A 13,653-nucleotide genomic window follows, 5' to 3' on the forward strand; every position below is an offset into this window, starting at 1 on the left:
TCCCTTGGCCTGAGCCGGAGCTGGGCCAGATGCGACCGTCTTCAGGGGCCTCGGATAGGATGAAGCGGCCCCTCTGCAGGGGGCGAGGGGAGTTAGCTCAGATGGTTAGAGCAGAGGACTCATAATCCTTGGGTCGCGGGTTCAAGTCCCGCACTCCCTACGGACGCAGAACCTTGAGAATAGAGGGAAGGAGGCCCGTTTCGGTACTTGCCGAGGCGGGTCTCTTTTTGTCTCTGGTGGCCTTTTTGGTGGCCTTTGCTTCTGCTGGTGGCCAATCCGGTGGCCACAAGACCGGGCGCGCCGGATGACGCGTTGGGCGCCTGGCGATCATCTTCGAGGGAGACCGGCCTGAGTGGTGTGATCTGGGTTAGCCGAGGTGCTCCAAACACACTCACCTGTGATCGTGCGCGTGTGCGCGGTTCCAGTGTAGCGGCGAGCCGTGCTTGTGCCCGGGTTACTCGCGCTGGGCGTGCATCGCGAAGGTGGGGCCGGTTTCGGTGTACGGGCTACCTGTCACGTCGGCGTGGAGGCCGGTGGGTGTGAAGCCTGCTGTGGTGAGTTCGGTGGTGACTTCTTCGGACGTGAGGCAGTGCATCCAGTTCCAGAACTGCCGGGTGCTCCTGTTGGTCTTGATGGTGTAGCGGTCGAGCACGAGACGCTGGTCGGGATAGGTCCAAGTCTCGTGCGTCCCCAGGTAGGGGGGCTCGGCCCAGAAGCCGTCCATGAGGTTGGTCTCGGAGATGATGGAATCGGAAAAGTTGGCGAAGCGTGCCGCGCTGGTCACATCGAACAGAATCCGTCCGCCCGGGCGTAGTGCGTCGTAGACGCGGGAGAGCAGCTGGGCGCGCTGGGCGGGGCTGAGTGCGCTGTAGTCCTCGTAGATGAGGATCGCGGCGTCATGGTCCTCACCGATGTCGCCGGTCAGATAGTCGCCTTGGCGGTAGGTGATCGGTACCGCGGCCTGTTTGGCCTGGTCACGTGCGTAGGCCAGGGCGCGGGTGGAGACGTCCACGCCGAAGACCTGTATGCCGCGGTTGGCGCAGCGCTGGGCGTAGAGGCCGGGGCCGCAGCCAAGGTCCAGCAGCCGTGCCCCTGGCTGGAGGTGCAGGACGGAGATGAGCCATTCGACGGACCGGTCGATGAACTCGTGTGGGCGGGAAGCCATCGGGTTGGCCGGGTCGAGGTGGTTGGCGAGCATCCGCGCCGAGATGTGCGGATCGTCCCAGAACTCGGGGGTGGTGAAGGCGCTGAACGGTGCAGGGCGAGTCGACGAAGTCATGGTGCTCCAGGTTGATCGTGATAGCCATCGGGGTGGCTAGGACGGGGATCGGATCAGGAGCACATGCCAACATCGTATCAACCGTCGTGCCGCGCATCGCTGATTGCCCGTGAGTGAAGAGTGGGCTTCAGGGTCCCCGGTATGGGACCGCCGCGCCGCGGGTCGCTGCCAGAGGTCTGGGCCTTGGCCACTTCGACCACATCCTCTGGCGCTGGCAGAGAAGCCGCTGAATGGCGGAACCCCAATGGCCTCAGATGACCAACTCGATTTTCTCTCGTTGCTGCAACCCCCGGGAAGTCTCCCTAGATGTACCGAAGGCGTGCGTGGGTCTGCATTAGGCTGAATCTCTAGCAGTCGCATCAAGTCTGAGGGGTGGAGCTGGGGTCGTGGCCGCACGCAAGACGAAGCAATATGTAAGCACCGCTGTGGAATCCCTAACCCTAGCCATCGAGCTGTTTAACAGACCGACGCCAGTGGGTCGCGAACACGCCACGGTGATGTTGGCTGCACACGCCTTCGAAATGCTGCTCAAGGGGGCCATCTACGAGCAGCGCCGTAGCGTGAATTTTTCGGGTAGCGATCGATCTTTCGATCTCGGTAAATGCATCACGATCGCCGAATCTTCATTAGGTATTCTCGAAGAAGGCGACCGCGTGGTGCTGATGGCCATCAGAGATCTCCGAGATGCCGCGACACATGATGTCATCAAGATGAGCGATGACGTGCTGTAGCTGCATCTTCGCTCTGCGGTCACCATTTTCAGGAAGGTGCTGCAAGAGCTGACCGGACAAGATCTCACTGACGTGATGCCAGGACGCGTGCTCCCGGTTTCTGCCAGTCCGCCTAGCGAGGTTGGCCTAGTCGTCGGCAAGGAGGTCGAACAGATCTCTGCCATGCTAAGACCAGGGAAGCGGCAGACAGCTGAGGCTCGAGCCAGGCTCATTCCACTTCTGGCACTCGACCGTGCTGCCCGGGGGGAGACCGAGCCGCCGGCTGAATCCGAGATTCAGCGGATAGTCGGAGCGGTCAAAGATCAACGGGAGTGGTCATCTGTGTTCCCCGGCGTCGTGGGGCTTCAGCTCGTCGGAGGACTGCGAAGTTCGGACCACGTCCAAGAGGTCAGCCTTCGCATAGATCCGAAACGAGGAGAGCTGGCGGTGCGGCCTGCCGACGAGGATGAAGAAGCGGTTGCTTACCGAGAGGTCGATACATTCGACAAATACTCCCTGAAGCTGACCAAGCTCGGGGGAAAGCTAGGACTCAGCCGACACCAAGGTCTGGCTGTAGTCGAAGCTCTAGGTTTGAAGGATGATCCCAAGTGCTACAGGGAGAAGCGCAGCGCGAGCGGCAGCATCCAATTCCAGGGGTTGAGCAATGCCGCCCTTGAGCGGGCGAAACGAGCTCTCCAGCAGGGTCTCGATGTAGAGGGAGCCGTGGATGATTACAACGCTCGAAGGAGGACTGGTGTGGGGACTTCACGCTAGTTGCACCCGACACGGGATCTAGAGGACTGTCCGAACATGGGAGGCGGCACCAACCGCCGCCGGGGGAGACCGCGCAAAATCTCAATCCATATCTACGGAGATCCCATGAGCGACCCGCGCGAGCTGACCATAGCAAGAGACATCACCCTCACCTTCAACAGCGGCATCAGCCTCACCGGCGATGTCGTGCTGCTGACCCGTCCTGATTCCTATGTGCCGCATCATCTGATGCTCACCACGCCTGAGGGCGACATCGAGCACCTCTCGATCACCTACGACCGCGCCAGGCTGCCGCGCTATGCGCCGCAGACCGACCTGCTGCTCAAGAACTACTCCGAGCACTCTGGCCTGCCTGCAGTGCTGGAGGCTTCAGGCATCGGCGTCATCAGTGACACTGTCCAGATACCGCCGTTCGGATCCGAGATCTGTGCCTTCCGCCCGCTGCTGGCCTCGGCTGCGGTCAACGCAGCGCTCAGCGAGCAGGCAGCAGCGTTCGACGCTGTGACGGCCGATCCCGAGTGGGGCGCGATGGTCGACACCGCACTCGATGTCCGAGACAACCTCAAGCAGCTGCTGGCGGTCACCGCTGGCATCCGCACAGCGCCACCCTCGACGGCGACCAAGCCCAGCACCATCACTGGATGAGATCGAAGCGAACACAAGGGAGCGGGAGGTCTGCAGCTGGAGTCTGAAGCAGGCCTCATAGCGTTGGATCAGCAAGTGTCCGAAGCGATGACCGGAGCCAGTGCGCAGCGGTGTCGGAAGCAGTCCTGAAACGCGCACTCTGGGCGCTGTGCTGGTCTGCAATCCTGCTGCACGAGGGGTTGAAACGACTCTGGATACCCTCTCTGAGCCTAGTTATCCACAGCTCTGAGCGCCCATCTGTGGATATCGTTGCGCAATTTTGCGACACTTCTGCGCACATCTTGATGCAATCCTGATGCATCCCTGTACCGCGCCCCCGTCTGCAGCATCTCTGATGCAATCCTGATGCAGTTCTGCGCGGATCCTGCAGCACCTCCGATGCATCTTGATGCAATCTTGATGCATCACCGGCTGTCTCATCCGTCGTGGGTAGCACCAGCTCTGCGTACCGTCACTGATACTCCTCCGCTGCGGCTGTCCCTCTGGGCGCCCGGCTCTCTGCGAACACGCAGCCAATGTCGCTTGCCGATCCCGGCTCATCGCGTCGCCGACCGGCTTGTCAGGCGCAGCTCTCGGTGGGGGAGGAGAGGCACCTGCTCAGCGGCATATCTTGGTCCGCGCTGACGCACAGACCAAGACCGCCGGAAGGCCCTCGTTGCCATGATCGCTGCCCGCTGATGCCTGATCCGCTCATCACGTTGGGCGCCTGCTCGATGCGGTTGGGCTGTCAACTCTGCTGCTGCAGTTGCTGTGTGGGACTCAGCTGGTGCTGCACATCTCTGCAGCGCTCTGCTGGCTCACCGCGTGCAATGAGCGAGGCTCCTGGCTGGAGGCTGGCCTGCTTCCTCCTTCGGGGCGAGGCCCGCTGATCGGTCAGGGAAAATCGCTGGGCCAACTGCTGCCATCTGTAGCCGTGGCCTACGATGCGGCTGAGCGCCGCTGTGCACGCAACGTGATCGACGTCAGCACCATCCACTCACGTAGGTCGGGCGGTTGGTTAGACAAACGTCACGACTTCCCCCGTGTGGCTCGCCGGGGTGTACTTGATCCCAACCTGATAGCGGCGACCCTTGTCAGTGTCGTCGGGGAACTCCACTAGTACTGTGAACATTAGAGCGTTGTTGTCAGGATCGGGCTTGCCTTCACGACTCCCGTGGACGAATCGTAGATTGAACACCAGGCCACTCTGGATTTTGGTCTCAATAGCTTGGCGGAGCCCCTCGCGGCTCAGCCCACGAAGTCCTGCACGACGAACCGAAGCCCCGTGGCCGTTGGTCTCGCTAGTCAGGTAGGTGAACCGCCCCTCGTCGAGATCCAACTTCAGCTCACTGAGTGGGCTCTGACTGCCATCGAGTGCGGTCAGCGTGAGCGCGCTGTCTTCGTGGGCCCATTCCGGTACGCCGTTGTCCATGCGGTGGTCGAGCACTACGCCGTAAATCGACTGCTCGACTCCCACGAGGCGGAAGTCGTGGTCTCCCGCGGGCAGCATGGTGTGCGGTGAGCCTTCCTCGTCGGCTGGAACGATGAGCGCGTCGTCGGCGCGGATCGCGTACTGCGGAAGCAGCATGGTCGACTTGAGTGGAGTCCACGTCGAGCAGTTGATGTACCCCAGATATGCGGCCGTTGATTCTTGCAGCGCGGCGTCCATGGTGCTGACCTGTTTACGCGACATATTCGTGAGGTAAGAGGGCGCAGTACTGTTCGGTGGACAATTGAGGAAAGTCAGTCGTGCGTATGAGGTGCTCGTCCAGTTCCTTCCACACCCAAGCGGGCGGGGCGTCGAGAAGGTCACCCTGACTAATCGCAGTCTTCTGAGGGCCGTGACGCCATAACGCTGGTAACCAGGCTTTAGACAGTTCGAACCCGTAGTGGGTACCCGTGACGGCGCTCGAGTTAAAAAGGAACGCGACCTCCGCACGTTTCGCTCGAGGAGTCAGCGCCCACCGTAAGTTTGCGTACTCCACGCCACCTCGAGCAAGTTCCCGAGTCGCCTCTTGATGCAACTCGCGAAGCAGTTCACCCACACGTGTGCTGTCCAGATCGAGTGCTGCAGTCGATGAGGACACATACACGTTGGTGTAGTTGTTGAAGGAGTGAATAGTAAACTCTGGATCTGGCGCGCCTGTAGGTGTTCCCGACTCGTTAGCCATCTTGCAACTGCCTCACTGTTCGATCCCCGCTGTCGACTCGGTAACCGGATGGCAAGACTCGCGTGTAAAGCGCCGCTGGCACGTCTACGAACGCGAAGCTCGATACGCTGCTCTTGGTGGGAACCCCCTGCTGCAACAGCGCCTGGAGTCGCATGTCGGCTCACCCGACTTCCCCGACTGTTCCGTGCCCACTGAGAACTGCTATCTCCGTGATTACGGCCTTTAATATGCCGGGCAGGTCTGTGTGATCCGCGGCAAGGACCGCGTTTCGGTAGGCGAGGAGGTTCTTTGCGTTCCGAGCCGATAGCGTAACGCCTGCTTCGGCGAGAGCTGTTTCGAAGCTTGTCCACGCGCAGAGTTCCTCTTCAATGTCGTCCTTCCATATTGTGAAGTCTCGGCAGACTACACTCTGGTCGCCAAAGGAGTATGGGACGGTTCCATGGGCGGTGGTCGATGTGGGCGGCAGGGCTGCAATCAATCTATCTGTCTCTGCTTTGTGCTTTGCGTGAGCTTGCGCTCTCGCTGAGGTGATTTGATCCTCAGTCTTGTTGTTGTACACCTTCCGGTCTGCGGTCCCGAAGTCTCCATCGGCAAGGACATATGTCGGAATGCCTAGCGATGTAAGAATTGCCCGCGTTACACGGAGCCCAGGCTTACCCTCCACGGAAAGAACAGTCACTCCGAGTCGATCCATGTCCTGTCCGAGCTTCGTCGCTACTGCTTCGAGAACGACGCGATCGGTGGGTCCTTCGACGAGTACAACTGCGTCAGCAAAAAAACCTTCAGAGAATTCCGTAGGTACGTTGGCTACGATTGCCTTCTCGACTTTGTCCTGATCGAGTCCAGACGATGATGCGACAGAAGAGACTGATGTTGTTGCTACGGACGTTTTCCCGTCCGCGTAGGTGAATCGGTGAAGCGCGCCAAACTGCTCCGGTTGAATGAAGTAAGGACTGTGGGTCGCTAAGAGAACCTGCACACCGTTCTGCGTACTGAGTTCAAGAAGGGTGCGAGCGAAGGATCGCGCGCGCACCGGGTGCTGATAGATCTCCGGTTCTTCGATAGCGACGGTGATGCTCGGCAGCCCCTTGAGCGACTCCTCCAGGCGCATCCGAGCAGCCGCGTCGTCTTCGCCCTCCTGTACCGCGTGGGTCTCCCTAGTCAGGTCCTCGTCCGGAACCATAACTTGGAACATCGACATCATGACAGCACGCTGCACTCCGTGCCCTTGACGCGACACATCGTTCGTGACCCCAGCGATTGTCACTGCGGTCGTGATCGACGCATCAACTTTGGGTACGAAGTCCGGGACAGCGGGGGTCAGCGTCACACTGGCATTCGGAATCAGTGAAGCGAGTCGGGTATTGATGCGACCAGCCTGAACACCTGTGGCCCCCTCGATGCTTTTACGAATCTCACCATTTAGTTCGGCCACAGCACTCGCATGCTTCTGTAACCATGCCGCTTGGGCGCGCGCACTTGCTGCTGTCATAAACGTACCGACTAGCTCAGTTAGGGCCGTGCCCTTTGACGCAGTACCAACCTCACCCGCGATGCTTGTGGCGGCAGGTATGAGCACGAATCGTACGCATTCTCTGAGCAGGTTCGCGCCGTTCCATCCCATCATCTGGTTGGCGTCGGCGTCGGATATCTCCACTAGTTTCGAGGCGTTGTCTGGGTTGGCCTCCCATTCATCAAGGGCGCCAAGTATTGCGTCCTTACTCGCCGCACCTTCGAAGACAGGCAACTCAGTGAACTTCTCACACAGAGTCTTATAACCCTGTCGGCGAAGTCCGATGGACTGGTCGGCTCTTACATCGGCGAACCCCGGACCTTGTCTGGAGTTACCGACCGTCTTGGTCTTGTTAGTTTCCGCGTACCAGGTGCGACGGATGACGGCTCGTTCGCCTCTCCCATACTGCTGAAGTCTTGCGCGATCCATGTCGGTGAGGTCTGTAAACGTTACAGCGACTTCAACGGTTGCCCCGGGGGCGATGACCCCGCCTTCTTCACAACCGTGGACGTCGATTTCGGTGAGGGGTGTCCCGTTGAAGAACCAGTCCAGCGCGTAGAGGACTGATGACTTACCGGCACCGTTGGCGCCGATGAACGCCCCATAGTCGTCGACTTGTAGGGTGACATCCTTCAGGCTCCGGTAGTTCCGGATAGTGACAGCTGCAATGCGCACTTATACCTACTCTCGTTCGTGATGCCGACCATCGAATGACCAACGGCTCATAGTGCGTACTTTAGAACCTCGTCTGTCCCAGACGACCGGATGGTGATAAGTGTGTCCTACTACGACGCCCTTATGGAGGCTTATTCAAGTGCGAACGAGACCAATCTGTTCACGCCTTGTATGAGCGGCCCCGACCTTAGCCCCGACATGGTGAAGCTGGCTCGCGAACGCCTAGGCGACGACGCCGACCTGAGGGTCGGAGATTTTGGAGAGCTGGGTCCCACTGTCCTACATAAAGTTCTGCGATGCTGAATGCATGAGCCGGAGAAAGCCCCATCGCAGTAAGTCGGCTCAGCGAAAAGCGACAAAAGCCAGCGACCCCGGGTATGCGATCTATCGGGAGTTGACGCGAATGATCAACCAGTCTCCGAGACCAGCTCCGCTGTGGCTCGAGAACAATGACCTCGCTGAGCGAAGTCGCGGGGCCGCACCGTCGGTTGCTTGGGGCTGGCTGCAGCGTGCACTTCGTTCTGGGGAAGCTGCTATCAAGTTGGAAAAAGCTGGGTATGCGAGTGAGGCAGCCCCACTACTCAGGTCCAGTTTGGAGCATGCGATCCGCCTCGTGTGGGCGAACTCGGTCGGCGATCGGTTTATCGAAGTTGCCATGCTTTCGAAGCAGGACACGAGTGACAAACTGATCAAAGCACAGAAGAACGGGTGGAAATTTGATCCTGACATCGTGGAGAAACTCGAGTCCTACATAAACGGAGTCTCAGACGAATCCAAGAAGCTCGGCACCTTGACGAGACTCAAGCACGCTGTTGAAGGCACGGCAGAGGATACCGGCAGTCTATATATGGCCTGGTTGGCCTACACGGCACTGAGCCACCCCACCTTTGAAACGGCGAACCCCTACATTCACATGCGTGATGATGGGCATCACATGGCCCTGCTTAGTACCGCCAAGCCCGTAGAAGAGTCCACCTGTGCAGCGTCAGGAATATTCGCTCTGATCGCTGCGGTTCATGGCTATTCACGACTGACTGACCTTGATTACTTCTTCACACCGCAGATCGAAGCCATCATGAGGCGTCATGCGAAGTATTTCGAAGGTTCCAGTACGCTTCAGGAGCAAGACTAAGTTGCCGGTCTGCGACTCCGGTGACGACTCTTCGCCTCTCGTAACTGGGTCTAGTTGCAGATAGCGGATTCCCGTCATGTTTCGACAGTGAGGCGGACGTTCACACAGCTGTCCCCGTTCGTAGAGAGCACTCGGGCGGTCAAGCCCAGATCACGGCTGGCAGCTGCTGCCATTTATGGACGCGATCGCCACTGCAGCTGATGCGTTGCTCTCCACACAGCATCATCGCCACCCTTTCCCCTGACCGTCCTTCCCCTCGACTGAACAGGAAAGAGCCCCGCCGGGCTTATCCCGACGAGGCCTTCGTACGATGAAGTAAGTCTGTGTCAGCTTCCATGCACCCCCTGGGGCACTGCCGCGTTCCGCTCAGCCTTGGTGAGCAGCTCTTCAAGCTTGGCCTTCAGCTTCGCTGTGCGGTCCTCCTCCTTGGGATCGACCTTGTAGCGCTGAGGCCGGCCCTCAGCCGTCTTCTTCACGTTGCCCTCGCCGTCGTGCCGGATCTTCGTCTCAGCCTCAATCCTGAAGAGTTCGTAGAGCTCCTCGACAAGCTGTGAGCGAGCCTCGCCGGCCGTCTTCAGGCCTTCCTTCACCCGCTTGTCGAACTCAGCCGCTTCCGCCTCAGCGGCTTCCAGCTGAGCGCGGATCTCTGCTGCGCGGGTCTTCGCTGCTGCCTTGATCTTCGTTGTTGCCATCGTGCTTCTCCTTCGTGGTGGGATTGTTCGGCCTACGGTTCTGCAGGCTCTAGTTCTTGATGTTGAGCACCGACCTCAGGACCTGACTGAGGTTCCAGGCCTCCTCTGCCGGCAGATGAACTCCGCGGTCTCCCTGCTTGTCAAAGACGAAGAGCTCCTGTTCATCGGCCTCCACAGAGACGTGCTCACCCTCGTAGGAGATCTTCGGGATGAACTCGCCGGTCCCGGTCTCCGCGCCGGTGACTGCCGTCATCAGCGCTGCTGAGAGCTCACTGGCCTCAGCCGCGTCGAGGTAGAAGCCGCGGTCGCCCCGGGGGGTCGAAGACGAAGACCTCGGAGCCGTCCGACTCCACAGCGAAGCCCTCGGCGTTGCGAACGTAGGTCGCCTCGAACTCGTGGTCGATCTGGTCGATAGTTGCTGCACTCATGATTGGTGTCCTTTCGGGACTTGTTGGGGGTACTGCTTCTTGTTGGTAGCTCACTGATGGAGCTCGGGGTCTAGTGGTGCTGCGCCCTTGCGGCTGCCAGCTGCTCATGCCGTGTCTCACGAGCATGCTTCTCGTCCTTGACATCGCAAGAGCAAAACGGCCTATCAGTGGGAAGCGTCTCGCCGAGCCTGTACACTTCGAAGCCATCGCAGGTGGCGTAGTGCTCGGCCCTAGCCGGCGCCAAGCAGCCTCCGGGAATCTCACAGGGCGTTTCGTTCATACAGCTCACGCATTCACCGGCTACGTGCGGCACCTCGTCATAGTTCACCGTCATGGCTGTCTTCTCCTCTGCAGCGCCCTTGCGCTCATTCGGTGCGTCGTTCACAATTGGGAGCGTCATTTCGATCTCCTGTCTTCAGGTTGATCTGGCACTAGGCCAGCGTCATTGGTTTGGTGTCTGAGGCCCCCGGGTTGTCCCCCTGGGGGTCTCACTATGTCTGAGGGGTTTTCGTGGCCTGCTGGGCCAGCCGAGCGTTGATCCAGTCCTGGCTGCGCAGCTCGAAGCCGGGCCCGGCCGCTGTGGTCTCGCGCAGCTTCTTGAAGCTCTTCAGATCGCTGGGCTGGATCTTCCAGTGCGACATCCGACCAGGACCGATCTTTGAGGCCTTCAGCCGGCCTGTGCGGATGAGGTCGGTGATTCGATCAGCGCTGAGCCCCAGAGCTGCTCCGACTTCGTTCGTACCGGGTGTCTGCCGCAGCTTCTTATAGGCCTCAAGGCCTTCGCGATCAATGAGCCACTGACCGTTGATCTTGCGGGCAGGCAGCGTGCCTTCGCGGGCCAGCTGAATAACTCTGAAGACCCCGAGGCCCAGATCAGCGGCGGCTTCCTCGGTTGTCGCCCTCAGCTGCAACTCCTGCTTCATCTGCTGCCGCTCCTGCTTATAGGCCTCAAGGGCTTCGGGCTCGATAAGCCACCGCTCGTCGATCTTCTTGGCAGGCAGAGAGCCTTCACGGATCGCCACGCAGACCGTAATTTCGCTGAGTCCAAGCGCAGCGGCTGCCTTGCTGACTGACACCTTCGACTCTCGCTCCTGCTTGTAGGCTCTGAGGTCGCTGCGTTCGATGATCCACCGTCCATCAACTTTGCTGGCAGGCAGTTGGCCCCTCTGGGTCAGTTGGGCAACCCTCTCCGGGCCGAGTCCCAGTTCAGCGGCTGCTTCTTTGACTGTTGGCATTTCGATGTCCTCTCCAAGATTGTTCTCATCGATTCCAGCGCGGCGCCATCGCTCTCGAATCGGTCTTCGTGTGTCTGTGGGATCAGCGAGCAGGTACCAAGCGGGACTCAAGGAATGCGTCAAGATCTTTCGGCCGAACTCGCCGGAACTCTCGCTTTCCGTCGCTGAGCGGCACGTAGGCCAGCTCACCGTTGTTCATCCGGCTGTAGACGTATGTCTTCTTCACTCCCAGGAGCTGGCAGACCTGCTCGACTGACAGCAGTGAATCGGCGATAGCCGTCTTCCCTGCTGCTGACTCAATCTGTGCCGCCATGTTCCTCTGCCTTTCCTCGGCTGTCGCTGTTCTCCGTGTTGGCCCCACTGTAGGTCGCTGTATATGACCTATCAAGCTCTCCTTAGCGTCTAGAAGTTCCCATTTCTGCTCATATATCAGCAAAAACGTGACAATCGAGCTGAAACTGTGACTTTCCTGTGAGTCGCGACCACGTATGCCCTAGATGTGTATATCCAGGTACAGTTGGCTCATAAATCAGTACAAAATGGATAGGAGAAGATGCATGGCGCAGAAGCCATCGGGCCCGCCCGGGCTGCTCAGCCGGGGGCTGACAAGTGAGATCAAGGCTGAGCTGGGCCGGCAAAGTCTGAGCCAGACGGAGCTGGGAAGAAGGATCGGAAAGTCCAAGGGGTACGTATCGCAACGGCTGCTCAACGATGCTCAGTGGTTAACGAACGACATCGAGGACGTAGCCGAGGCTCTGAACATGGACGCTTCGGAGCTGCTTGACAAGGCGCTGAGTCTGCGGAGCAGGTGGATGGAGGAGGCCCTTCCTGATCCTGACTATGCAGTACCGCCGGAGCACATCGTCAAGGTCTCAGGCTGAAAGGCCCCTATTGGGCGCAGGGCGTCCTGATGACCAAGCGACGCTCTAATCACGAAGGCACAGGCACATACAAGGTCTCAGATGGTCGATGGCGCTCTGACGTCACCATCGGGAAAGACCCTGTTACTAAGAAGCGGATACGCCGGCCCGTCTACGGACGGACATCTGCAGAGTGCGCGGCGAACCGTCGCAAACTGCTGCGCGAAGTCGAAGACAACAAGGTGGTGCTGACCAAGCCTCCGACACTTGCTGAGTGGCTCCATCACTGGCTCGAGAAGATCCAACGTCCAGGGCTCGAGTATCAGACCTGGGAGGGCTACGAGTCCTCGATCCGCAATCATATGCTGCCATCTGCCATCGCCAGCTCTCAGCTGGACAAGATCACCGCAAAGCAGATCGAAGACCTCTACGCCTCAATGCGGAAGTCAGGTCTGCGCGCCGGCACTGTGAGGCAGACGCACAGCATTCTCTCGGTAGCGTTCAAAGAGGCCTTGAAGCGCGACAAGATCGCGGTCAATCCTATGGACAAAGTCAGCAGGCCGGTTGAGTCGAAGGACGAGGTGTTCCGGCCCAAAGTGCTCACCAGCTCCGATGCCCGAAAGATCATGAAAGCTGCCGATGAGCTGCCGCTGGAGCAGGGCGTCCGCTGGATGTTCTCACTCAGCTACGGGCCTCGTCAGTCTGAGGTCCTCGGTCTGGGCTGGGACTGCGTCGACTTCGACAACGCCAAGATCGATCTGAAGCGCAAGCTCTACGCGCGGAAATTCGAGCATGGCTGCAACTCCGGTGGTCCCGTCTGCGGCAAGAAGCCGCAGTTCTGTCCTGAACGCACCGGGGGAGGGCTGTTCTTCGGAGTGCCCAAGTCAGAGAGCGGTTTCCGCTCATACCCGCTGCCCGGGGAGCTCAAGGAGAAGATGCAGGCACTGTGGGCTAAGCACATCATCCTCTGTGAGCAGGAGGGTGAGCGTCGCCAACCCTATCGCGATCCGAACGGTGTCGAGGTCGACCTGGTCTTCTGCCAACGCAACGGTCGGCCGTATCAGCCGTCGAACGATTCCAGCGCATGGAAGCGGTTCATCGAGCGCACTGGAGTCGACGCAGTGCGACTACATGATGCCCGGCATACCTCTGCCACGATGCTGCTCGAGCTCGGCGTCCAGCCGCGTGTAGTCATGGAGATCATGGGCTGGTCCAACATGGCGATGCTAAACCGCTATCAGCATGCGCTCGACGACGTGAAGAAGGACACCGCCGACAAGCTCTCCGCCGCACTGTGGGGATGAAAGGGCGCACTGAGCTGGTGGCCATTTTGGTGGCCATTTGTGTGGACGACAACGGACTACCGCGGACGACGACGATATGCAAAATATAGAAAAACCCCAGGTCAGCGACGTACACGCATTACAGCGAACTAAGGCGTAAGCCGCATCGCACAACTCATAATCCTTGGGTCGCGGGTTCAAGTCCCGCACTCCCTACGAGGCTGAATGGCTGTGCTGGCAGGGGTGCAGCTGTTCGACCGCAATTCGGCTTGAGCCG

General features: G+C 59.5%; 14 protein-coding genes and 1 tRNA gene. 7 read left to right on the forward strand and 8 right to left on the reverse strand.

All coding sequences use genetic code 11. The features are described 5' to 3' along the window. Positions 1 to 86 precede the first annotated feature (86 nt). Positions 87 to 160 (forward strand) — tRNA-Met (locus tag FWJ47_RS11885). Between the two features lie 294 nt (positions 161 to 454). On the opposite strand, the gene FWJ47_RS11890 is transcribed toward FWJ47_RS11885, so the two are convergent. After that, positions 455 to 1,279: an SAM-dependent methyltransferase gene (locus tag FWJ47_RS11890; RefSeq protein ID WP_147109438.1), complete on the reverse strand. Its 825-nt coding sequence runs from the start codon at positions 1,277 to 1,279 to the stop codon at positions 455 to 457. A gap of 386 nt (positions 1,280 to 1,665) precedes the next feature. On the opposite strand from FWJ47_RS11890, the gene FWJ47_RS12175 reads away from it, so the two are divergent. The 3 genes from FWJ47_RS12175 (at position 1,666) to FWJ47_RS11900 (ending at position 3,408) form a co-directional block, all read left to right on the forward strand. Next, positions 1,666 to 2,010 carry a DUF3644 domain-containing protein gene (locus FWJ47_RS12175; RefSeq protein ID WP_211359046.1) on the forward strand — a complete coding sequence of 115 codons (345 nt, stop codon included), beginning with the start codon at positions 1,666 to 1,668 and terminating at the stop codon, positions 2,008 to 2,010. 36 nt (positions 2,011 to 2,046) lie between these two features. Continuing rightward, positions 2,047 to 2,763, forward strand: coding sequence for a hypothetical protein (locus tag FWJ47_RS11895; protein ID WP_211359047.1), 717 nt, complete (start codon positions 2,047 to 2,049; stop codon positions 2,761 to 2,763). Between the two features lie 105 nt (positions 2,764 to 2,868). Continuing rightward, a complete protein-coding gene (locus FWJ47_RS11900) occupies positions 2,869 to 3,408 on the forward strand; it encodes a hypothetical protein (protein ID WP_147109441.1) in 540 nt (179 codons plus the stop codon). A 997-nt stretch (positions 3,409 to 4,405) separates the two neighbouring features. Here FWJ47_RS11900 and FWJ47_RS11905 read toward each other — a convergent pair. Together FWJ47_RS11905 and FWJ47_RS11910 are read right to left on the reverse strand one after the other, a co-directional pair. After that, positions 4,406 to 5,080, reverse strand: a complete 675-nt coding sequence (locus tag FWJ47_RS11905) for a hypothetical protein (RefSeq protein WP_147109444.1) — start codon at positions 5,078 to 5,080, stop codon at positions 4,406 to 4,408. Positions 5,081 to 5,718: 638 nt separating this feature from the next. Then, the gene (locus FWJ47_RS11910; RefSeq protein ID WP_147109447.1) at positions 5,719 to 7,746 is read right to left on the reverse strand and encodes an ATP-dependent nuclease; all 2,028 of its coding nucleotides are present in this window, start codon (positions 7,744 to 7,746) and stop codon (positions 5,719 to 5,721) included. Between the two features lie 403 nt (positions 7,747 to 8,149). Between FWJ47_RS11910 and FWJ47_RS11920 the strand changes: the two genes are divergently transcribed. Continuing rightward, the gene (locus FWJ47_RS11920) at positions 8,150 to 8,878 is read left to right on the forward strand and encodes a DUF5677 domain-containing protein (protein ID WP_147109450.1); all 729 of its coding nucleotides are present in this window, start codon (positions 8,150 to 8,152) and stop codon (positions 8,876 to 8,878) included. 326 nt (positions 8,879 to 9,204) lie between these two features. On the opposite strand, the gene FWJ47_RS11925 is transcribed toward FWJ47_RS11920, so the two are convergent. The 5 genes from FWJ47_RS11925 to FWJ47_RS11940 form a co-directional block, all read right to left on the reverse strand. Beyond that, positions 9,205 to 9,570: a hypothetical protein gene (locus FWJ47_RS11925; protein ID WP_147109453.1), complete on the reverse strand. Its 366-nt coding sequence runs from the start codon at positions 9,568 to 9,570 to the stop codon at positions 9,205 to 9,207. Between the two features lie 49 nt (positions 9,571 to 9,619). Next, on the reverse strand, positions 9,620 to 9,823 hold the full coding sequence (locus FWJ47_RS11930) for a hypothetical protein (RefSeq protein ID WP_147109456.1): 204 nt from the start codon (positions 9,821 to 9,823) through the stop codon (positions 9,620 to 9,622). A gap of 25 nt (positions 9,824 to 9,848) precedes the next feature. Next, positions 9,849 to 9,998, reverse strand: a complete 150-nt coding sequence (locus tag FWJ47_RS12110; protein WP_170228595.1) for a hypothetical protein — start codon at positions 9,996 to 9,998, stop codon at positions 9,849 to 9,851. Between the two features lie 491 nt (positions 9,999 to 10,489). Continuing rightward, on the reverse strand, positions 10,490 to 11,233 hold the full coding sequence (locus FWJ47_RS11935) for a helix-turn-helix domain-containing protein (RefSeq protein WP_147109460.1): 744 nt from the start codon (positions 11,231 to 11,233) through the stop codon (positions 10,490 to 10,492). Between the two features lie 82 nt (positions 11,234 to 11,315). Beyond that, complete coding sequence (locus FWJ47_RS11940; protein ID WP_147109464.1) at positions 11,316 to 11,546, reverse strand: helix-turn-helix domain-containing protein; 231 nt, start codon at positions 11,544 to 11,546, stop codon at positions 11,316 to 11,318. A gap of 244 nt (positions 11,547 to 11,790) precedes the next feature. Here FWJ47_RS11940 and FWJ47_RS11945 point away from each other — a divergent pair, with 244 nt between their 5' ends. Continuing rightward, entirely contained in the window at positions 11,791 to 12,114 is a 324-nt protein-coding gene (locus FWJ47_RS11945) for a helix-turn-helix domain-containing protein (protein WP_147109467.1), read from the forward strand. Between the two features lie 29 nt (positions 12,115 to 12,143). Continuing rightward, complete coding sequence (locus FWJ47_RS11950; RefSeq protein WP_147109471.1) at positions 12,144 to 13,397, forward strand: tyrosine-type recombinase/integrase; 1,254 nt, start codon at positions 12,144 to 12,146, stop codon at positions 13,395 to 13,397. Positions 13,398 to 13,653: the final 256 nt, after the last annotated feature.

It is taken from the genome of Nesterenkonia populi, from assembly GCF_007994735.1.
Lineage (GTDB): Bacteria > Actinomycetota > Actinomycetes > Actinomycetales > Micrococcaceae > Nesterenkonia > Nesterenkonia populi.

What these genes read in the sequence shown, in the direction of transcription:
- FWJ47_RS11930 (WP_147109456.1), bottom strand. Translation starts at nt 9,823, where the DNA reads ATGACGGCAGTCACCGGCGCGGAGACCGGGACCGGCGAGTTCATCCCG.
- FWJ47_RS11905 (WP_147109444.1), bottom strand. Translation starts at nt 5,080, where the DNA reads ATGTCGCGTAAACAGGTCAGCACCATGGACGCCGCGCTGCAAGAATCA.
- FWJ47_RS12110 (WP_170228595.1), bottom strand. Translation starts at nt 9,998, where the DNA reads ATGAGTGCAGCAACTATCGACCAGATCGACCACGAGTTCGAGGCGACC.
- FWJ47_RS11935 (WP_147109460.1), bottom strand. Translation starts at nt 11,233, where the DNA reads ATGCCAACAGTCAAAGAAGCAGCCGCTGAACTGGGACTCGGCCCGGAG.
- FWJ47_RS11920 (WP_147109450.1), top strand. Translation starts at nt 8,150, where the DNA reads ATGATCAACCAGTCTCCGAGACCAGCTCCGCTGTGGCTCGAGAACAAT.
- FWJ47_RS11945 (WP_147109467.1), top strand. Translation starts at nt 11,791, where the DNA reads ATGGCGCAGAAGCCATCGGGCCCGCCCGGGCTGCTCAGCCGGGGGCTG.
- FWJ47_RS11925 (WP_147109453.1), bottom strand. Translation starts at nt 9,570, where the DNA reads ATGGCAACAACGAAGATCAAGGCAGCAGCGAAGACCCGCGCAGCAGAG.
- FWJ47_RS11950 (WP_147109471.1), top strand. Translation starts at nt 12,144, where the DNA reads ATGACCAAGCGACGCTCTAATCACGAAGGCACAGGCACATACAAGGTC.
- FWJ47_RS11940 (WP_147109464.1), bottom strand. Translation starts at nt 11,546, where the DNA reads ATGGCGGCACAGATTGAGTCAGCAGCAGGGAAGACGGCTATCGCCGAT.
- FWJ47_RS11890 (WP_147109438.1), bottom strand. Translation starts at nt 1,279, where the DNA reads ATGACTTCGTCGACTCGCCCTGCACCGTTCAGCGCCTTCACCACCCCC.
- FWJ47_RS11900 (WP_147109441.1), top strand. Translation starts at nt 2,869, where the DNA reads ATGAGCGACCCGCGCGAGCTGACCATAGCAAGAGACATCACCCTCACC.